This is a genomic window from Ruthenibacterium sp. (assembly GCF_017421385.1).
GTDB lineage: Bacteria > Bacillota > Clostridia > Oscillospirales > Ruminococcaceae > Ruthenibacterium > Ruthenibacterium lactatiformans.
The window spans coordinates 23409-44327 of the sequence record NZ_JAFOIN010000048.1 but is presented as its reverse complement, the minus strand read 5'-3'; the positions used below and the strand labels follow the sequence as shown (position 1 = coordinate 44327).

The following is a 20919-nucleotide window of genomic DNA, read 5'->3' as shown; positions in this document are numbered from 1 at the left end:
GTGTGACCAAGCTATTGCCCCAGATAAGCTCCCTGCTGCAGCAGAAGGCTGCGCAGTGCCTGAGCGTCGACACGGGACGGATCGCAGGCGCCGGATGCGGCCATAGCTGCGGCGGTTCCCGCCGCCTGGCCGAACACAAGACAGCAGGGAATCATACGGATGGCAGAGCCGGCCATTGCGTCGGCGGAAATGGAACGTCCCGCCACCAGAAGATTGGAGATTCCGCGCGGGATAAGGCAGCGGTAAGGAACACCAAAAAACGGACCGTTTTCCAGCGTATAGTAGGTGCCGCCGGGATCGTTTTTATTGTGGGTATCCATATTGGTCGCCATGACGGCGATGGAATCATCCGGTACACGGCAGGCCCGCACGTCGTCAACGGTGAGCCGGTATAATCCGTCGACATGCCGCGTTTCGCGGATGCCGATGGTAGCTGCAGTGTCAAGGAAACGCGCGTTTTCAAAGCCGGGCGCGTATTTTTTCAGAAATCCGAATACCTGGTGCGCCTGGCGCAGTCCCTCCAGTTCGGCGCGGGTCAGATCCTCCGCGTTTGTACCGTCCACATCCAGGATTCGGGTAACGTTCAAACGGTATTCCCCGGCCGCGGGGCTTTCAAACAGACACACCTCGCCTCGGGGCACGTCGCCCCATTCTGCGGCTTTCTCCCGGATCAGCCAGCTGAAAGGCCCGTAAAACGGGCGTATTTCATCCCGGTGTTCCCGAATGTGCGCTTTGAGGCGGGGCGTATCCACATTGCCGACACGGAAAAACAACGTGGCTGGCTGCATATTGCCGTCCTCCACGCGCCCAAGTTCAAATTTTACGCCCGAGCGTGCAGCAACGTCTGCGTCGCCGCTGCAGTCGATCACAACTTTGGCACGAAACAGAAACAGGCCGGATTTATTGGCGGCTACGACACCGGTGATGCGGCCGTTTTCCTGCAGTACATCTATAAACTGGGTGTGCAGCAGAAGCTTTGCACCGCTTTCAGCAAGCATCTGTGTACATACCAGTTTAAAGCACTCATGGTCAAAGGGGCCAACATGGGCGTGGCCGATCTTATAAAAGCCGGAAAACGGTTCTTCCGCCTCTACATCGGCCGGATCAACGGCGCCGCCCAGAGTTTTCATACGGGCCACAACCTCCTCAAAGATACCCCGGATGACCATTTTTTTGTTTTGTGCATCATAGCAGGTCATAAACGGACCGACGAGGCCGGTTGTGGCCTGGCCGCCTACACATCCGTTCTGATCAAACACAAGGGTCCGGGCCCCATTGCGGGCCGCACAGACAGCGGCACCGATACCGGCGGGGCCGGCGCCGACTACCAGAACGTCTACATTTTCAGCAACGGATAGTTGCCTGGTAAAGGATACGGTCTCCATTGTTTACCTCCGCTCTTTTGTTCTGCCTGAGGTGCGGGGTCAATAGCGGCCCCGCCTGGTCTGCCCCGGGCGCGAATATTTTGTGGAAACTCCGAAAGAATCCAGGATCAGGGCTTGTTTGACATCCTGATGATCCTTGTCATACCATAAATTGTGCTGTTCCTGCGGATCGTTTTCCATGTCGTACAACTCTCCGAATTGGATGCCGTGATAAACGCTGAGTTTGAACCGTCCGTCGTAATACATGGTTGCGTAGCAGCTTTCGGCCGGTTTGCCGGCCGCCTGAATTTCTCCGGGGGCGCGAAGTCCGTCGTAGTTCATATCCACCTCCAGCGTATCGTAGAACTCAGCGCGCACGAATTTGCGCGGTGCCGGCGCGTTCTGCCCTGTGAGGACGGGAACGAGGGAGCGCCCATGGGTGTCGGCTGGTGGGATGCCGCACAGGTCGGCGATGGTGGGGGCCAGATCGGTTTGTTCCACCAGGCCGCCGTACACGGCGTTTTGCCGGAAGGTACCGGGCAGGGAAATAATAAGCGGGACGTGTGTAATACCCTCGTAAAAGCGGCAGCCTTTATGGGTAAGCCCATGGTCGCCGAGCATTTCACCGTGATCGGAATTGAAAATAACGATGGTGTTTTCCCGCAGCCCCATTGCGTCCAGTGCGTCAATGATGCGTCCGTAGTGTCTGTCGATCAATTCTATCATCCCGTAATAGGACGCCTTGTTTCTCCGCATCGCATCGTCTGTGGGATGGGCCGTACTTTGAAAGAAAAAATCTTTAAGGTTATTGTTCAGAGCGAGGTCGGCATCGCTGTAAATGGGGTCGGGCAGATTGCGGGCAAGATATTTCTCCACCAGGTCCGCCGGCGCGTCATAAGGCGGGTGAGGGTCGTAGCAGTTGACCGATAACAGCCATGGCTGCTCGCAGGCGGAGCGTTCCCGTATAAAGGAGACGGCTTTTTCCGCCAGCCATGCGGTTTGCCGCAGCTCCGCAGGAGCGTCGGAGCGGTACCAGTGATAATCGTGCTTTTCATCGGAGGTAAAAATATCATGCCAGTCCACACCTTTTTGGTTCAGCCATTCCACATAGGGGTTGCCGGGGCTGTTCAGGTGATGCCCGGACGCGAGATTGTAACAGAAATAAGAATAGCCGTCATCCATGCGTGGCTCGTAATCGTTCCAGGCCGAGGTGATATGCAGTTTCCCGACGAGCCCGCAATAATATCCGGCGTCGGCAAGGCGTTTTGTGATCAGCGTGCAGTGCTCCGGCAGGTTGCACGCCCCATTGATATTGGCGTTGATCGAAGACGGATAACGCCCTGTCAGGAAACTGGCGCGGCTGGGTGTGCAGATGGGGTTTTGGCAGTATGTGTTGGTGAAAGCGACACCCTGGCGGCACAGGCGGTCCAAGTTGGGCGTATCAATGAATGAATTGCCCAAAGCATGGATCGTGTCCCACCGCTGTTGGTCTGTGCAAAGCCAAAGGATATTGGGCCTTTTGTCCATAGCAATTCCTCCGTTCTTATCTGCAACCTTCCACAAAAAAGGGGCCTGAGGCCCCTTTTGGTGCGGTTGGAATATGGTCAGCCATAAAAACTGTCGTACCAGGCCTGCAGCTCAGCCTGAACTGCATCGCCGCCGGCATTTTTCCAGTCCGCCTGGAAAGTGGGAAGATCGTCCAGCGTTTTGGTCCCGGCCAGAATTTGCAGGATATAATCGTTCATGCTGCTGAACAGTGCTGTATTGTATTTGGCATAGTTTTCGGTGGCAGGCTTAAAGGCGAAATCATTGTTTACGAAAATTTCAGGCGTATTTTCGTTGGCATACAAAGTAACAGCTTCGAAACCTGCCCACTGGGCGTCGGATTTGCGGACGCGGGACGGCCATTCGGTTGCGAACTCTTCCTCGTTGGTAGAGTCGATATACCAGTAGGAATTGCCGCGCTCCTCGGCAAAAATGGGGTTGATGGGGGCGATGCCGCCGTCTTCATCATAGTTAAAGTGAGTTCCTTCCACACCGATGTTGATATAAAGCTGGTTTTGCTGCTTCAGGTTGATCCAGTTCACGGCATCGGCGGCGTTTTCCGAGCCGCGCAGAATGACAGTGACAAAGTTGATGGCTTCCGTGCGCATGTATTTGCAGGTACCGTCAGAGCCTTTCAGTGCGCCGATGTATCCGAGGTCATCGTAAGTGAGGCCCAGAGTCTCAAGCATGGTGGGAGTGGTCTCGCCCAGGCCGTTGCGGTTGATCTGAGCGATGATCGCCTTGCCGCCTGCAAGCTTTTCCTGCACGGTGGACGAGGTGTTTACGGCCCAGTCGGGGTCAAGCAGACCCTCCTGCTGGCACTTAGACAGAAATTCGATCATCTTTCCGAAGTTTTCATGCTCCGTCATATAATATACATTGCCGTCCTCATCTACCATCCAGTCGTTGTAGATGCCGAACGCCGCGGCAATGGCCTGCGGGAAGATCCAGGTGCCGTTGCCTTCCGAGGCGGAACGGTACGGGCCAGAGAAGATGATGTATTGATCTCCGAAATGTTCTTTTAATTTTACGAGACAGTCATAAAATTCGTCGATCGTGGTTGGGATGGCCTCGATGCCTGCCTCCTGCATCAGATCCCAGCGGCATACCATAAAGCCCTGCACCTCCTGGGCATAGGGATATTTATAAGGAATGCCGTAAATGTTGCCGTCCTCGCCGGAGACAGCACGCCAGGAATCCTCGGATACACCGTTCAGGATATCTTGGCCATAGACGTCCAGCAGATCGTTCAGGGGCATAAGGGCACCCTGGCTCATCAGTGTCTGGAACTGGTCGGGCGAGCACTGGATGATATCATAGGAGGCGCCGCCGGCAACCTCCATCACAAGCTTTTCGTCGGCATTCTCGGCCGGCAGAGCATAATATTCCACATCATAACCCGTGGTCTCTTTGAGAACGTCCACCATGATATCGGTGGTGGGGTCCCATGCAACGTTATACCCCAGACGCTTTAATGTTACGTTGCCCGGGCCCTTCAATGCGGGGACGTTTGCGCCCGCCGTGCTTTGGCTGGTGCCGGATGTGTCCGTGCCGGACGGCGAAGCGCTTCCGGCGCCTCCGCAGCCTGCAAGGCATGTGAGCAGAAGCGCTGCGGTCAGCAGAATAGACAATGCTTTTTTCATCTTGTTACCTCCTGTTTTGATCGATTCGACTATCTCCTACCGGTGCATCCCGGAATGGATCCAAAAAGGTTATCCCTTGACGGAGCCGATTGTGATGCCCTGTACCATAAACCGGGCCACAAAGGGATAAAGGGCGACAATGGGAATGATGGACAGCGTGACGGCGGCCGCGACCATGCCTTCGGAAGTGATATTGGCCATGTAGTTGTTGCTGGCGAGATTTTGAATAAAATCCTGGCTGTTGTTGATGATATTGTACAGGTATACCTGAAGGGTGTTCATATCCGGGGACCGGGTATACATCATCGCATGGAAATAATTGTTCCAGTAATTGATCGCATACAGCAGGCCGACGGTGGCGATCACCGGTTTGGACATGGGGCACACGATGGACACCAGCGTGCGCAGATCTCCGGCGCCGTCGATCCGGGCGGATTCCTCTACACTTTCAGGCAGGCTTTCAAAATAATTTTTCACAATGAACATATTGAACTGCACGATGGCGAAAGGCAGGATGCAGGCGGCATAGGTATCCAGCAGCCCCAGGCTTCGTACGACCATATAAGCGGGGATCATACCGCCGAAAAACACCATGCTGATGACATACAGCAGTGAAACGACCCTGCGCCCCTTGAAGCCGGGCTTGGAAAGGGGATAGGCTGTCGTAATCGTCGTAAACAGGCTGAGCAGTGTACCTGCTCCCGTAACGATGAGAGAATTTTTCAGCGCCGTAAAAAATGAAGTCTGGGTCAGCACATACTTGACGGTCTCAAGCTGGAACCCAACGGGCCAGAAGTAAACGTTGCCGGCTGTGACGTCCGGCCCATTGCTGACAGCCTTGCTGATGACGTGCAGACAGGGCAGGATGGCGATAAGACTCAGCAATGCCATGGCTATGTAGGCAAAGCCGGACAGGAATTTTTCACTGCCGGACAGGGGAATGCCTTTTTCACGGTATAGCGGTTTCTTTTTGGTATTTAACATTTTATTGCATCCCCTTTCTTACCAGATGCTGCGTCCCAGCAGCTTGCGGCTTATCGCATTGGCGCTTACGATCAGAACAAACGCCACCACGGAGTTGAACAGTCCCAAAGCGGTGGACAGAGGGAAATCCATCTGCCCCATACCCAGACGGTATACATAAGTCTGGATTATATCTGCAACTTCATATACGGCAGGATTGTAAAATACCAGCACCTGCTCAAATCCCGTTTCCAAAATATAGCCCACCTTGAGAATGAGCATTAGGACGATGGTGGGCAGCAGGCCGGGCATGGTGATGTTCCAAATCTGGCGCCATTTGCTGGCGCCGTCCACGCGGGCCGCCTCATACAGCGTTATATCGATCCCCGTGATGGCCGCCAGATAAATGACCGTATTGTAGCCGACTTCTTTCCAGCCTTCGGTAAATACCAGCACGCTGCGGAATACACTGTTATCGGTAAAGAATCCGATGCGCGTGCCGCCCATCGCGGTGATAGCGGTATTGATGATGCCGTAAGAACCAAACAGCGAATAAAAAATACCGAAGATGACGACCCATGAAAAGAAATAGGGCATATAGATAGCGGTCTGGGCAAATTTGCGGTAGGTAGCGCGGCGGATCTCGTTGAGAAGTATCGCGCAGATGATAGGGATGGGAAACAGCCAGAGGATCTTCAATCCGTTGATGATCAGCGTGTTGGCCAGCACTTTCGTAAATTGGGAACTGGCGAACAGGCGCCGGAAGTGTTCAAGCCCCACCCAGTCGCTCAAGCCGATGGCGTCGATGGGGTTGCTGCCCAGAAAAATATTGTAGTCCTTGAAAGCGATCAGAATACCATACAGCGGCGCGAGTTTATAAATAAAAAGGAAAAACAAGCCCGGTATCAGCATCAGATACAGCATGGGATGATGCTTTACATACACAAAAAAACTGTGGAGTTTATGCCGCAATCCGGTTTTGGCTCTCAGTCCGCCGGACGGTACAGCCGTTGTGTCAAGTGCCATCTTCATTGTAAAACCCTTTCTTTCCATTCAGCTGCCGGAGCGTTCCGGGCTGTTTGTTCTCTGATATCAATTGTAGTACGGGCCAGCGTTGTGGTAAATATCACAAAATTTCGTTTTCTAGTCCGTTCTTTATGTAATTGTTGCTCAATTCAAAGACGTTGTAGACTTCTTACAAAAATACGCCCATGCCTTTCGGCATGGGCGCAGAAGAAATGAAACAGAATCAAAAAAATGAAACAGAGCCGCCTTCACGGCTCTGCGGACGATCTCGTACAGGAGCGTTCAATCGCTGTCATGGGGCTGCACCGGAAGTTCAATCATCACACAGGTGCCGATGCCTTCGCGGGCGGAGATATAAAACTTGCATTTCCCCTGGCCGAAGATATCGAGCCGCTTATGTACATTGGCTACGCCGTAACTTTTGCTGGTGCGGATATCCAGCTCGGTCAGCTTCTGTGCCGTTTCGGGCGCCATCCCGTTGCCGTTATCCTCGATCTCTACACCGAAAGCGCGGGAGGAACGCCATGCGCGGATGACCAGACGCTTTTCCGTTTTGTCACAGTACAAAATGCCGTGGAGCAATGCGTTTTCCACCAGCGGCTGGAGCGAAAGTTTGGGGATCAGGCATTCCATTGCAGCCTGATCCAAATCATACTCCACCTCAAACTGATGGGAGAAGCGTTTTTGCATGATACCGAGGTAGGTGCGGGTAAGATCCAGCTCGTCGGACAGCGGTACGATGGCTTCGCCTTTATTGATGCTCATGCGCAGATAGCGGGAGAGCGCGTTCACCATCCATACGCTGTCATCCGGATTTTTGTCCAGGATCATCCACTTGATGACATCCAGCGTGTTGTAAAGAAAATGCGGCTTGATCTGAGCCTGCAGCGACTCCATTTGATATTCGGAAATAGCCAGCCTGTCGCGGTAACGGGCGTCCACAACAGCGGCGATGGAGCGTACGATCTGCTCGGTATCGCGTTCCAGCGTGATGAGGCCTCCTTTGCGGCGTCCCGCGCAGGAATCGGTATTTCCGGTCCCGTTTTCGGCATCCAGCGTATGGATGGCTGCGTTGAGGCGGCTAACGGTACGGTTGAGATTGAGACTGTAGGCTGCCGTGACGGCGATGATAAACAAAATCAGACACGCGACTACCCACATGGATACAATGGTGTTTACCGCGCCGGAATCCATGGTGTAGACCTGTGCCCGCGGCATGGAGGAGATAACATACCATTCCGTCGTTTCAAGCCGGCTGAATGCAAGGATGACGTCCGGTTCAAGCAGATAACCGGAGCCCAGGCTGCACACCTGCTCCATCAGCGACGGCGGCAGGGCCGTTTCACCCAGATGCGCGTCGTCTGTGTGCGCCAGAATACGGCCCTGCGCATCCGCAAGGAACATTTCGTCATGGTTGGTGCTGCCTGCGGCAAATATCTCATGAAATTGAGAAACGCTCACATCGGCAAAAAGCACACCGCACAGCTTGTCGTAATCCGCCTGGCTTTTCAGCGCCACAGCACAGGAAACAACGGCGGTGGGCTCGGATATGCCCAGGCTGACAAGGTGTGTTCCGTGCCAAAATACGCCGCCTTTTTGATAAACGGACCCGTTTTCTCCAAGGCTGGACAGAGGGTCCAAGGAGTAAAGCGTTGTTTTCTGGCCGGAATAAATTTTTTCGTCGGGCACATACAGCCGCAGGCGCGTGATCATATGCTTGTCCAGCTGTTCAGACAGCGCGCGGCGTATCTTGGCGTATTCTTCCAGTTGCACGGCTGTGTCCGCGTCTGAATTGAGATAGGGATACAATGTGCCGATCAATGCCGATGCGCTCTCTTTGACCTGTTCAAAACGGTAATCGATGTTGTTGCGGGTCTGCCCGGCGGATACCAGCATTTTTTGACACAGCTCCGCTTCCATGGCCTGGGCGGTGTTGCGGGTGTAGTAGAATACGGCCAGCGTCAGAAGCACCAGCGCAGCCAGCAAAAGCACGAACATCAGCAGGCGGGCGGCGCTGCGGGCACGGCCGAGCCGGACGCCGCCGTTTGCGGGACGCCTGAAGCGGGCGGTCGCCTGTTTCAAAGCTGCTCCGCCTCCTTTTCGGCCGCGGGGCGGGCGTTCAGCATGATGTTTTCGCGGTATTCGCCCGGCGTTTGGCCCGTGTACTTTTTGAACAGGCGCGAAAAATAACTGGGGGAAAGGTATCCCACCTTATAGCATACGTCATACAGATGAATGTTTGTCTGCGCTAAAAATTCTTTGGCTTTGTTCAGCCGCTCCTGCGTGATGTATTCGTTGATGGTCTTTCCTGTGGCCTGCTTGAACAGCACACACAGATAGGTGGGCGTAAGATATACGGCTTCTGCGAGGCTTGTTACTGAAAGCTGCTCCATATACTGCGCGGCGATGATCTCCCGCACGCGCTTGATGACCGTATTTGTGTGAGGCGTGCTCATTTTTTGCAGGTGCAGGGTCAAATCTTCATATACGGAAGCAAGCATCGCCTCCTGCTCTCCCAAGCCGTTGCATTGCAGAAAGCTGGCTGTCAATTTAAGGTGTGAGGCATAGGGGCCCATATTTTCCGTGCGCATATTGGTCATCAGGCGCGTGGGCAGCAAAAGAAGGAAAAGCATGAAATTCTGCTGCTCGTCCTCGCCGGGCAGGGCGCGGATGCCGGCAACGGCGCGCTCCAGCGCCAGATGCACCGCCGCTGTATCTCCATTGAGAATGCTGTCACAGATCTCTTTTTCCGATTGTTCGCGAAGAGTGCGTCCGCTGCCGTCGTCCTCATATTTTTTGATGGAGATCGGGATATCCTTGCCGATCAGGTAACAGCGGCTGATTGCCTCGCAGGCATTGGCGTAAGCGGAGCGTACGCTGCGCAGCCCGCGGAACGGCTCGCTGATGCCGATCATGGTATCCAGTTTCATTTCGCTGCGTATGCGCGCCTGCAGATGCTCGGCCACGCTCAACAGGTCTTCTTCGTATTCGTCATGTTCTACGTCCAAAATGGCGATGTATTCGGAAAGCCGCCCTTTGAACACGACATTGACGCCGTATTCCGCCAATACGCGGGCAAACAATTCTTCCAGCGCCATACTGAAGGTGATGCGGTCTTTTTCAGGCATGCTGCCCATGGTGAGCCATTTTGATTTTGGCTGAAGCCGCAGTACCAGCACGGCGTAATGTGTCTGGCTGTTCAAAGGGATACCCAGGAATTCGATGCTTTGCAGAATGTCCTCCTCGCTTTCGTCATTGTTCTGCAAAAGATCGCACAAACGGCGCTGGCGCAGCAGCGGCATGCTTTGCTCCAGCTTTCGGGCCATGTCTTCCAGGACCAGTTGCTGGGAAGACCTCTGGTCCAGCATGGCCACCACTTTGGTGATCACCGCGTCCAGTTCGTCAATGTCGATGGATTTGAGGATATAGTCTACGGCTTCCATCTTCAGAGCATCACGCAGATATCCCACATCTGCATAGCCGCTGATAAATATGATTTTGACGCCGGGATAGCTCTCCAGCACATTTTTGGCCAGTGTGATGCCGTCCATATGGGACATCCGCACGTCTGTGACGATGATGTCAACTTCATTCCGGCGGACAAAATCCAGCGCTGGGACGCCGTCGTCGAATACCCCGGCCACTTCCACACCGTGCTTGCCCCAGTTAAAGTGCGTTACAAGCCCACGGCGAACCGTTTCCTCATCGTCTGCGATAATGGCTTTGTACATCTTTACCGTTCCCTTCCGCGGTTTTGCCGCGCGCTCAAAGTGTTTGCAGGTATTCTTCGATCCACGGGATGGCCGAGCCCAGGGCGGCCGCTTCTTTTTTATAGGCACAGGCCTTGAGATAGCCGGCGTCCGGCTCGAAGGTGTTGCGGAAGGCCGCGCGGCGGCGCAGCCCGGCCAGTTCTGCATCCATGTACCGGCCTACATAGCCTCCAAGAATCACGTCGCAGTCCAGCATCATGCGCAGGTTGTTCACTACGACGGCTACGTTGTCCAGATAAGCGTCCCACACGCTGCGCAGCGCGGCGTCACCCGTGTGCAGCCGCAGGAAGAAATCTTTCAGGCTGCCGCCGGTGTGGCCGTGCAGCAGGCCGGCGCGGCAGTAGGCGTCCACACAGCCGCTTTTGCCGCAGTAGCACGGCCGTCCGCCGGGAACCAGCGTGGTGTGCCCCACCTCGCCGCTGCGCAGGTTGTGCCCCAGATACAGCCTGCGGCCGATGAGCACCGCGCTGCCCACGCTGTTGCTCAGGGAGAGATAAACCGCGTCCCGCAGAGAGACGTCGGCCCAGGCCTCGGCAAGGCAGCCGGCGTTTGCGTCGTTTATCATGCGGCAGGGCAGGCCGAGATATTGTTCGAATTCATCGGCCCGCAGTCCCTGAATGGAAAGCGCGTGGGAGCGCAGGACGAGGTCCTGCCCGCTGCCGATGATACCGGGAATGGACAGGCCGACGCCCAAAACCGATTGCCGGGGCAGCTCCGCGCACAGCTCGCTGATGAACGCGGCGAGCGCCCGAAAATAGGCGGGCGTACGCGTAAAGGCCAGAGTGCGGGTTTGCGTGCGCGTCACCTGGCCGGAGAGATCCACAGCCACCAGGCTGACATGGCGCAGAGTGATGTCGGCCCCGACAACGTACCGCGCGCCGGGACAGGCGCTCCAGGCCCGGGGCTTGCGTCCGCCGGTGGAACTGAATTCCCCGCAGGGCTGCACCAGGCCGTGGCCCTCCAGGCGGCGCAGCAGAGTAATGGCCGTGGGCGTGCTCACCGCCAGAGCGTTCGCCATCTCCTGTGTGGAAAAACGTTCTTTTTCCATGGCCCATGCAGCCGCCTGCGCCGCCCGCCCGCGCTGTGCGCCGAAAAGATTTACTGTCTCCATCCTGAGTGCCTCCCGCCTGTTTGTGGTTTTACTGTAACACATTCAAAACACTTTGTAAAATCGTTTTAAAAACTTGACAAAAAGAAAGACTCATTCTTGGAGATTCCAACAAAATTGGAAGAGACCGCTTGACAACGTATCAAAAAAGACGCATTCTAATGCTGGAATCTTTTTAAACTGAGTTAAAAAAGTTTTGGGCATGGGAACATGCGGAAAGGATGGATCGACGATGAAGGGAGCTTTTTTTCTGGGCAACCGGGAATTTGAAGTCCGGGATATGGAAAAACGGCCGCTGGCCGCGGACGAAGTGCGCATTCGCGTGATGGCGTGCGGCGTGTGCGGTACAGATGTCCACATTTACCACGGCGAGGCGGGCTCGGCCGAAGTGACGCCGCCGGTGGTTCTGGGACACGAATATGCGGGTATTGTAGAAGAAGTAGGCGCGGATGTGAAAGGTTTGGTGCCAGGCGATCATGTCGCCGTAGACCCCAATATTTACTGCGGCGCCTGCACGCCCTGCCGGGACGGTAAAAAGCAGTTCTGTGAACATCTGCAGGCGCTTGGCGTCACCCGGGACGGCGGGTTTGCACAGTACAGCGCAGCGCCGGCGGCACAGTGCTTCAAACTGGCACCGGAGCTGCCCTTTGAGGCAGGAGCCATGGCCGAGCCGCTGGCGTGCTGCCTGCACGGTATCGATGCCGCGGGTATACGGCCCGGCAGTACGGTATGTGTGATCGGCGGGGGAGCCATCGGCCTGCTGATGGTGCAGCTGGCCCGCCTTTCCGGCGCGGCGAAGGTCATTCTCAGTGAGCCGGTGGAACTGCGCCGCAGCGCCGGGCTGTCCGTTGGAGCGGATCTGGCTGTCGACCCGCTCCGGGAGGACCTGTCCGCCCGTGTGCGGGAGGCTGCGGGCAAAAGCGGCGCGGATGTGGTGATTGAATGTGTGGGGAACACGGCGGCCACACGCAGTGCCTTCGAGGCCGCGGGCTTCGGCGCGACGGTGCTGCTGTTCAGTGTGCCCGCGCCTACGGCTACGGTTCCGCTGCCGTTGTTCGACGTATACAAAAAAGAGCTTGCCATCCGCGGCTCCTTCATCAACCCGGATACGCATCTTCGGGCTGTGGAATTGCTGAGTGCGGGGCGCATCAATGTGGAGCCGCTCATCACCCACACGTTCGGCATCGGGGAAATGGAGCAGGCGATCAAAATGCAGATGGGCGGCGAATCCATCAAAGTGATGGTGCTGCCAAACAAACGCTGAACGCGTACAAACGGGAGAGGATGATTCAGAATGCAGAAAATGCTGCAGCAGGTGATGACGGCGCCGGGGCACATCGAGTTCCGGGAGGCGCCCGTACCCGCACCCAACGCGGGCGAGGTATTGGTAAAGATCATGAAGATCGGCGTGTGCGGGTCGGATATCCATGTGTATCACGGCGAGCATCCGTTCACAAAATATCCGGTCACCCAGGGCCACGAGGTGTCGGGGAAAATCGCGGCGTTGGGCGAGGGCGTGACGGGATTTGCCATAGGGCAGAAGGTGACCATCGAACCGCAGGTCTACTGCGGCCGGTGCCATCCGTGCACGCACGGCAAGTACAATCTGTGCGAGGAACTTCGGGTGATGGGGTTCCAGACGACAGGCACAGCCAGTGAATATTTTGCCGTGGACGCGGGCAAGGTGACGCCTTTGCCGGAAACGATGACATACAGTGAAGGCGCGATGATAGAGCCGCTGGCCGTGACGGTACATGCGGTGCGGCGCGCCGGGGATGTGCGCGGACAGAAGATCGCCGTGCTGGGCGCGGGGCCCATCGGCATCCTGCTGGCCCAGAGCGCAAAGGCGCTGGGCGCGGCGCAGGTGCTTATCACCGACATCAGCACGCCGCGGCTGGAATTGGCAAAAGCATGCGGCGTGGATTTTGCAGTGAACACAAAAGAACACGGCTTCGGTGAAGCACTGGCGGAATGCTTCGGCCCGGACAAGGCGGATGTGATCTACGACTGCGCAGGCAACGATACGACCATGGGACAGGCCATCCGGCACGCGCGCAAGGGCAGCACGATCATCCTTGTGGCGGTGTATGCGGGTATGGCAAACGTGGACCTTGCGGTGCTCAACGACCATGAACTGGATCTGAACACGAGCATGATGTACCGCCATGAGGACTATCTTGAGGCCATTCGCCTGGTGAACGAAGGCAAGGTTCGGTTGGAGCCGCTGATGAGCCGGCACTTCCCGTTCCGGGATTATCTGGCGGCATACCAGTACATCGACGCGAACCGGGAGACGACGATGAAAGTGCTTATCGACGTGGATGAGAGCGAGGCGTGAACGTGGAAAAAATCGCGGAAACCATAAATGGCCTGCAGCACATCGGCCTGCCTACAAACGACCTGGAGAAAACGGTGGCCTTTTACGAAGGGCTGGGCTTCTCCGTTGCGCTGCGTACGGTCAACGAAGCCGCAGGGGAACAGGTAGCCTTTTTGCAGCTGAAAGAACTGATGATCGAAGCCTATCAAACCGGCCGCGCGGCCGGCAGGGCCGGGGCTGTCGACCATATCGCGCTGGACGTCGCGGACGTGGATACGCTGTTCGTGCTGCTGCGGGACGGTGGATACGAGCTGCTGGACGACGCGGTGCGGTTTCTTCCTTTTTGGGCGCGGGGCGTGCGCTTTTTCACCATCCTAGGCCCCAATGGGGAAAAGGTGGAATTCAGCCAAAAACTTTGAGGAGGAAAGTATGTTTGATATCGTGGCGCTGGGCGAGAGCCTGATCGACTTTACACCCAGCGGGGAAAACAGCCAGGGGATGGCGCTGTTTGCGCGCAACCCGGGCGGCGCGCCTGCCAATGTGCTGGCAATGGCCGCAAAGCTGGGCGGCAAAACCGCATTTATCGGCAAGGTGGGGGACGACGCTTTCGGCGCGTTTTTGAAAAAGACGATGGAGGATGCTGGTGTGGACGTGCGCGGTCTGCGTATGACGCGGGAATATCCCACGACGCTGGCCTTTGTGCAGCTGACGCCGGAGGGAGACCGAAGCTTCACGTTTTACCGCAAGCCGGGTGCGGACGTGATGCTCGCGCCTGCCGAAGTGGACAGGGCGCTGCTGCGGGACTGCCGCATCTTTCATTTTGGTTCTGTTTCGCTGACGGACGAGCCGTGCCGCACGGCTACGCTGGAGGCGGCGCGGGAGGCAAAAGCAGCGGGGGCGATGATCAGTTACGATCCAAACTACCGTCCGTTTTTGTGGGATAGCGCGGAGCGGGCGAGAGAAGCGCTGCTGGCCGCGCTGCCTCTGGCGGATATCGTGAAAGTATCGGAGGAAGAAATGGAACTGCTGACGGGCGAAGTGCAGCTGGCGGCGGGAGCGGACGCGCTGGCGTCCCGGGGCGCGGCGCTGGTTCTGGTGACGCTGGGGCCGCGGGGCGCGTACTACCGTGCTGCGGCGGGCCGCGGGTTGCTGCCTGCCTGCGAAGTGGACACGGTGGACACTACGGGCGCGGGCGACGCTTTTCTGGGAGCGCTGCTGTCGTGCCTTGCGGGCAAGACGCTGGAAGAGCTGCGGATATTGCCGCAGGCACAGTGGGAGCGCATTGTCGCGTTTGCAAACGCAGCGGGCAGCCTGACCACCGCGGCAAAGGGGGCCATCCCGGCCATGCCCGCGCGGGAGCAGATCCTGCGGCTGTGCGGCGAATGACGAACAGCCTGCGCGTTTTTTCATGCGCGGCATGCAAACAGGGCCTGTGCCCCCATTGTGGAGCACAGGCCCTGTTTTTATGCCGGTCACTGCGCAAAGGTGACCGTGCCGTTTTCCAGCGAGGCGATTACGGCCAGCGATTCCAGGCGCACTCCCGCTGCCCGCACCAGCGCGCCGCCGCCCTGCTGCTGCTTTTCAATGACGATGCCGCAGCCAGCGCACTGCGCGCCCGCCTGCCGCACGATGTCGATGAGGCCCAGCAGCGCCTGTCCCCGGGCGAGGAAATCGTCCAGGATGAGCACAGTGTCCTGCGGGCCGAGAAATTTTTTGGATAGCTGCACATCGTAGGTAATGTCCTTGGTGAAAGAATGGACCTTGGCGGTATACAGCGCACCGTCCAGATTGCGCGAACGCGTCTTTTTGGCGAAGATGACGGGAACGCTGCCGAAATGCTGCGCGGCAATGGCAGCAATACCGATGCCGGACGCCTCGACGGTAACGATTTTGGTGATGTCCGCTCCGTCGAAACGGCGGCGGAATTCACGCCCGATCTCATTCAGCAGCGTCACATCCATTTGGTGGTTGAGAAAGCTGTCCACCTTGAGTACGCCGCCTTCTTTCACCTGCCCGTCCCGCAGGATCCGCTGTTTTAAAAGCTCCATATCCGGTTGCCTCCGTACCTGTTGTTTTTGACATTGTAGCACAGCTGTGCGCCTTTGGCCAGACACGCCGGTCGCCGGTATGCACGCGGGCGGGGATAGGGCAGCCCTCCGCTGCCACGCGCATTCCGTGCGCGATGGGCTTGAGGGCGTTCAACCATGCAGAACCGTAGCGGATGCGGCTCTGCTGTGGCCGCTGCATCATGTCGTTGAAGCAAGGTCTGAAAAATGTTATAATACGTATAGTATAGAAAAGGAAAGGAGGAGCGCAATGTCTTTCCGCGAACCAATGGCCCATGTCCGGTATGGCAAAAATACGGAATTGGCGGGCGCGACACCCGGCGTGGTGCGCCCGATGTCCACCCGAGAGGCGGACAGGGCGTACCGCAAGGCCTGGCGGAAAAACAATCCGGCCTGGTATACGCGCCTGTGGCGCTTCCTTGCGAAAAAGCGCTGAGCCTGCTCCGCCGGAAAGCGGCACACGGGAAAAGCGCGCGGAACATTCCATGCGCTTCAGACCGTTGAAAAGGGCAAAGAGGCAAAAGAAACGTCTGGGGAAAAAGTTTGAAAAAGGGGTGGTGAACCCCTTTTTCATTTAAAATAACCCCGCGCCGTGCGCGGCGAACGGGGCCGCAGGCCCCGTTCGTAGGCAGCTTGGCGCAAAAGCTACGCTTTTGCGCCAAGCTGAAGCGCGTGGAATGTTCCGCGCGCTTTTTCCGTGCATGTCAGGAGAAAAGATTCTTGACCCGGTCCCAGAAGGAGGCGTCCGGGGTTTTGTCCTGCGGTGCGGCCTCCGAATCTTCCGTGTCGGAAGAGGATGCCGTTTCCTCCTCCGGCAGACCGGCTGTTTTCATCACGAATTTTACATTGGCACGCACGCCGTCCGCACTGCCCGTGTAAGAGGTGTAACTCTGCGCGCGGGTTTCCAGCGCCTTCAGCACGTCCTGCAGCGCGGAGGTGTCGGCGGAGCCCGCAAGCTCGGTCAGCTTTCCGATGGCCTGGCTGGCATAGGTGTCCAGCCCGTCCTGCAGCTGTGCCGCGCCGTCGTTCAGGCTCCCCGCGCCGGTGCGGAATTGGCCGATGGCGTCACGGACTGTTTTGCTTGCGCCGGAGAGCTGCGTCAGGCCGGCGCTCAGGCTGGAGGCGCCGTTGCTCAGCTGTGCCGCGCCGGCGGTGAGCTGCGCCGCGCCGTCGCGAAGGGAGGCCGCGCCGTCCTGCGCGCTCTGCGCGCCGGCCGCCAGAGCTCCGGCCGCTCCTACAACAGTGTTCTGGTCCGACGGAGCGTCGGCGTTGTACAGTGCGTCCGTCAGGGATTTTACCGAACCCATCATCGTTTGCGCGTCGCCGGAAAGCTGTTGGAACTGCAGCAGCATGGCCTTCAGCGCTGCGGTGTCCAGCCCGTTCAGTGCGGCGGTCACCTGGTTTACGGCGGCCTCCTTTTCGGGAGCCATCGCGGCCACGATCTGTCCGGCCGCTGCGTCGGCATCCACGGTCACATTGCCGGTAACGGCTTTGTCCACCGCGCCCTGAACCATGCCTGCCGCATCCACCTTGGCGGCCGCGCCTTGAGCCGCTCCGGCGGCCTCCGCAATGACGGCGTTCATTTCGTCAGATGTCATTTTCCCGCTGTCCACATAGGGCTGCAGCGCGTCTGCCAGCGCGGAGGAAACATCCTGCGCGGCTTTGGATGCAACGCCCTGCGCCGCGGCCGGTGCTGCCTGCGCAACGGCTGCGTCCGCAGCCTGCAGTGCGCCGCTCTTTACAGCGTCGCCCACGCTTTGGGCGGCGGCTTTCGCCGCACCCTGTGCAGCGCCGTCAAACACCTGGCCCACACCTGCGCCGAGCTGCTTTTTCAGCGCGTCCACATCGGGAAGCTGCACATGGCCGAGCTGGTCTGCCAACGCGTCCATCTGCTGCTGCAGGGCTGCCTGCTGCGCGGCGGCACCCTCCAGAGCGGGTACGAGAGTGCCGTTCAGCCGGCCGGCCAGCTGCTGTGCGCCGCTGTTCAGCTTCTGTGTGCCATCCGCAAGCTGCTGTGTGCCGTTGTCCAGGCTTTTTGCACCGTCCAGCAGGTTCTGCGCGCCGCTCTGCACCTGCTGCGCGCCGCTGAGAGCATTGTCCAGGCCGGTGTCGAAGGTGGCGTAGCTGGCGGCGAATTCGTCCATTTTGCTCTGCAGCGTGCCCGTAGCCTCATGCAGTGTGGCTGCGCCGCTCTGGAGCTGCGCGGTCGCATCCTCGAGCTGGCTCATCTGGCCGGAGAGGTCGGGAACGTCCAGCTCTGAGGTCAACTGGTCCATGCTTGTGGCTGCGGCCAGCATAAATGCTGGAGGTGTACAGTCTTTTACATCCGCCTCGATGACCAGTTCGTCCAGCATGTAATCTTCAAGACCGGACAGCGCTTCCGGCAGCAGACCGCCGAAGGTCTCGGCCATGCCCGGCATGGCGAGAAAGCAGACGAGCTGCGTTTTTGCGTCCGTCTGCACGGTGCCGTGCTGTGCGGCAATGTTGGTATAGGAGCCCGTGGGCAGCGTGGCCGCGGCCACAGTGAAAAACGGCGTGTACACCTTGCGCCGGCTGCCGGCAATCTCCATTTCCTGTCCCTCGTTGTTGGTCAGAGCCAAGCGCATCACAAGGTGTCCGCTTTTGCCCGCCAGCGCATCGGCGGTGATGGACCGGCCGTCCAGCGTATAGGTAATATCCACGGTCACGGGAGGCGTCTGCGTTGTGGTGCCCTGATAATAAATATCGTTGTCCTCGGTGGTCCAGGTCAGGTTTTCGCCGTCCTGCGCGGGCAGCACGTCGCTTTTCAGGTTGGTGATGCCGGAGAGTGTGCTGCGGTCCGCCGCAGCGTCAAAGCCGGTATCGCTGTGCAGCCAGTCGCTGACGATCTGTTCGCTCACCGAACCGTCCGGGTTCAGGATCAGAAACACATTTTCGTCTTTCGTCACGCCCTCTGTGGGCTGTTCGGCAAAGGCGGGCAGGGCGCAGGTGACGGCCAGTGCCGCGCTTACCAGAACGGCCGTGGTTTTCTGCAATAACTTTTTCATACGGTTTTCGTCTCCTTTTCTTTGCTGAGCCAATGGTAGGTGGTTTTCCGGATGAGAGGCGCCGTCAGGATAAGCAGCGCGGGCAGCACCAGCAGAATCACAAGCATGCTGATGAGCGCGCCGCGGCTGATGAGACGGCACAGGCTGCTGATAAGTTCCATGCGGGAAGCCAGTGAAACGCTGAAGGTTGCCGCGAAAAACGTCAGTCCGCTGGTGAGGATGCTCTGGCTGCACTGCTCCACGGCCGTCTGCACGGCGTCCTTGGTGGATCGCCCCGCATTCAGCTCTTCCCGGAAGCGGGTGGTCATCAGGATGGCGTAGTCCACCGTTGCGCCGAGCTGGATGGTGCCGATGATGATGCTGGCCACAAAGGGCAGCGTCGTGCCGGTAAAATAGGGGATGCCCATATTGATCATAATGGCACTTTCGATGGCGGCCACCAGAAGCACCGGAATGGACGCTGAGCGGAATGAAATGGCGATGATGAGGAAAACCGCTGCGATACTGGCGATGCTGACGCTGCGGAAATCCACGTCCGCCACTTCGATCAGGTCTTTTGTCATTGCACCCTCTCCGGTAATCACGCCGTTGGGGTCGTAACGCTTGACAATGGCGTTCAGAGCGTCCAGTTGGGCGTTTTGAGCTTCGGTACCGCTCTCATAGCTGGAATTGGCCAGCAGCATCTCGTGGCCGCCTGCGCAGAAGATCTGACGCACCTCGGTGGGCAGAACCTCCCGGGGAACGCCGCCGCCCAAAAACTTTTCATAGCTGAGCACCTGGCGGATGCCGTCCACCTGCTCGATCTCATCGGTGAGCGCCTCCATGTCGCGGGCCGGCAAGCCGTCGTCCACGATGATGAAATGGGAAGTCGTCATGCCGAAGTCCTCTTTCAGGCGGCTGGTACCCTGAATCCCCGCGAGGTCCTGCGGCAGGCTGTCGAATAGTGTGTAGTATACAGGCGTTTTCGCCTGCGCCACGCTGAATGGAATGAAGCAGAGCACGAACACTGCGAGGATGGGAATATACCGGCGCACCACGAAACGGGAGGTACGGCGCAGCTTAGGGATGAAGGTACGGTGGGTATGCCGCGCGATGGAGCGCCGGAACGTAAGGATGAGCGCGGGCAGGATCGTCACAGTGCTGACAACGCCCAGCAACACGCCCTTGGCCATTACGATGCCGATATCGCGCCCCAGTGTCAGGCGCATGGTGCACATTGCGAGGAAGCCTGCGATGGTGGTGAGCGAACTTGCCAGAATGGAGGAGAACGTCTTTTGCACGGCGCGCACCATTGCCTCGTTCTCATCCGGGCAGGAACGCTTTTCTTCCTCGAACCGTTGCAGCAGAAAGATGGAGAAATCCATCGTCACGCCCAGCTGGAGCACCGTGGCCAAAGCCTCGGTGATGTAGCTGATCTGCCCCAGAAAGATATTGGTGCCAAAGTTGTAGACAATGGGGAATATCATGCCCAGCATGAAGATGAGGGGTACAACCGTTTCTTTCATGCTGAGGAACAGCACCACCAGACACGCCCCCACGGCACACAGGATGTAGACGGGCATTTCCTGGTTTACCAGGGATTTTGTGTCCTCCAGAATGGCGGACATTCCGCCGATGAAGCAGTCCTTGCGCAGGATATCCTTGATGGTGCGCTGCGCCTGCATGGTCACGGCATGGGCGCTTGGGTTTTCGAACTGGACCAGCAGCAGTGTGGCGCCGTTTTCGCTGTAAAAGAATTTCTGGATGTCGGCCGGCAGCATTTCCTTTGGCGTAGTTACGTCCAGGATGTCGCTCGTCCACAGCACGCTTTTTACACCCGCAACAGCCTCCAGCTCACTCTTGAGGGCAAGTGTGTCCGCGGTGGACATATTCTCCACGGTGATCATGGAGGTGGAGGCCATGTTGAAATCGTCCTCCAGATATCCTTCGCCCACCATGGAATCCAACTCCGGCGGCAGATAGGTGAGGATATCGTAATTGATATAGGTGCCTGCGGCACCGAACACGGATGGGATCAGCAGCAGCACGGCGGCCGCCAGCACCGCTTTGCGGTGCCGTACCACCCAGCGCGCAAAATGTTCCATTGCTCAA

At 57.8% G+C, this 20919-nt stretch carries 16 protein-coding genes; 5 read left to right on the top strand and 11 right to left on the bottom strand.

Going from position 1 to position 20919, the window contains the following annotated elements; all coding sequences use genetic code 11:
• Positions 1–11 precede the first annotated feature (11 nt).
• The 8 genes from IIY41_RS05275 to IIY41_RS05240 form a co-directional block, all read right to left on the bottom strand.
• Complete coding sequence (locus tag IIY41_RS05275) at positions 12–1385, bottom strand: FAD-dependent oxidoreductase (protein ID WP_050004752.1); 1374 nt, start codon at positions 1383–1385, stop codon at positions 12–14.
• 39 nt (positions 1386–1424) lie between these two features.
• Positions 1425–2891 (bottom strand): sulfatase family protein, encoded by a 1467-nt coding sequence (locus IIY41_RS05270; protein ID WP_055081344.1) that lies wholly within the window; start codon positions 2889–2891, stop codon positions 1425–1427.
• Between the two features lie 77 nt (positions 2892–2968).
• Positions 2969–4552: an extracellular solute-binding protein gene (locus IIY41_RS05265; RefSeq protein WP_009325221.1), complete on the bottom strand. Its 1584-nt coding sequence runs from the start codon at positions 4550–4552 to the stop codon at positions 2969–2971.
• Between the two features lie 69 nt (positions 4553–4621).
• Entirely contained in the window at positions 4622–5536 is a 915-nt protein-coding gene (locus tag IIY41_RS05260; RefSeq protein ID WP_050004749.1) for a carbohydrate ABC transporter permease, read from the bottom strand.
• Positions 5537–5554: 18 nt separating this feature from the next.
• Positions 5555–6547, bottom strand: a complete 993-nt coding sequence (locus IIY41_RS05255) for an ABC transporter permease (protein ID WP_009325219.1) — start codon at positions 6545–6547, stop codon at positions 5555–5557.
• Between the two features lie 276 nt (positions 6548–6823).
• Entirely contained in the window at positions 6824–8623 is a 1800-nt protein-coding gene (locus tag IIY41_RS05250; protein ID WP_058723437.1) for a cache domain-containing sensor histidine kinase, read from the bottom strand.
• On the bottom strand, positions 8620–10272 hold the full coding sequence (locus IIY41_RS05245; protein WP_287400089.1) for a response regulator: 1653 nt from the start codon (positions 10270–10272) through the stop codon (positions 8620–8622). Before IIY41_RS05245 ends, IIY41_RS05250 begins: the two co-directional genes overlap by 4 nt.
• A gap of 34 nt (positions 10273–10306) precedes the next feature.
• On the bottom strand, positions 10307–11422 hold the full coding sequence (locus IIY41_RS05240; protein WP_050004746.1) for an ROK family protein: 1116 nt from the start codon (positions 11420–11422) through the stop codon (positions 10307–10309).
• A 229-nt stretch (positions 11423–11651) separates the two neighbouring features.
• Between IIY41_RS05240 and IIY41_RS05235 the strand changes: the two genes are divergently transcribed.
• From IIY41_RS05235 to IIY41_RS05220, 4 genes are read left to right on the top strand one after another with little or no spacing between them, the layout of a single operon-like run.
• Positions 11652–12683: a zinc-dependent alcohol dehydrogenase family protein gene (locus tag IIY41_RS05235; protein WP_050004745.1), complete on the top strand. Its 1032-nt coding sequence runs from the start codon at positions 11652–11654 to the stop codon at positions 12681–12683.
• Between the two features lie 39 nt (positions 12684–12722).
• Entirely contained in the window at positions 12723–13757 is a 1035-nt protein-coding gene (locus tag IIY41_RS05230) for a zinc-dependent alcohol dehydrogenase (protein ID WP_155201475.1), read from the top strand.
• Positions 13754–14155 carry a VOC family protein gene (locus IIY41_RS05225; RefSeq protein WP_242869121.1) on the top strand — a complete coding sequence of 134 codons (402 nt, stop codon included), beginning with the start codon at positions 13754–13756 and terminating at the stop codon, positions 14153–14155. The genes IIY41_RS05230 and IIY41_RS05225 overlap by 4 nt, the downstream gene beginning before the upstream one ends.
• A gap of 10 nt (positions 14156–14165) precedes the next feature.
• Entirely contained in the window at positions 14166–15122 is a 957-nt protein-coding gene (locus IIY41_RS05220) for a carbohydrate kinase family protein (protein WP_009325212.1), read from the top strand.
• A gap of 86 nt (positions 15123–15208) precedes the next feature.
• Here IIY41_RS05220 and IIY41_RS05215 read toward each other — a convergent pair whose 3' ends face one another.
• Positions 15209–15784 carry a xanthine phosphoribosyltransferase gene (locus IIY41_RS05215; RefSeq protein WP_287400082.1) on the bottom strand — a complete coding sequence of 192 codons (576 nt, stop codon included), beginning with the start codon at positions 15782–15784 and terminating at the stop codon, positions 15209–15211.
• A gap of 268 nt (positions 15785–16052) precedes the next feature.
• On the opposite strand from IIY41_RS05215, the gene IIY41_RS05210 reads away from it, so the two are divergent.
• Entirely contained in the window at positions 16053–16238 is a 186-nt protein-coding gene (locus IIY41_RS05210; RefSeq protein ID WP_009325210.1) for a hypothetical protein, read from the top strand.
• A 268-nt stretch (positions 16239–16506) separates the two neighbouring features.
• Here IIY41_RS05210 and IIY41_RS05205 read toward each other — a convergent pair whose 3' ends face one another.
• Positions 16507–18828, bottom strand: a complete 2322-nt coding sequence (locus IIY41_RS05205; protein WP_117461020.1) for a hypothetical protein — start codon at positions 18826–18828, stop codon at positions 16507–16509.
• Positions 18825–20912: an efflux RND transporter permease subunit gene (locus IIY41_RS05200; protein WP_287400079.1), complete on the bottom strand. Its 2088-nt coding sequence runs from the start codon at positions 20910–20912 to the stop codon at positions 18825–18827. Before IIY41_RS05200 ends, IIY41_RS05205 begins: the two co-directional genes overlap by 4 nt.
• Positions 20913–20919: the final 7 nt, after the last annotated feature.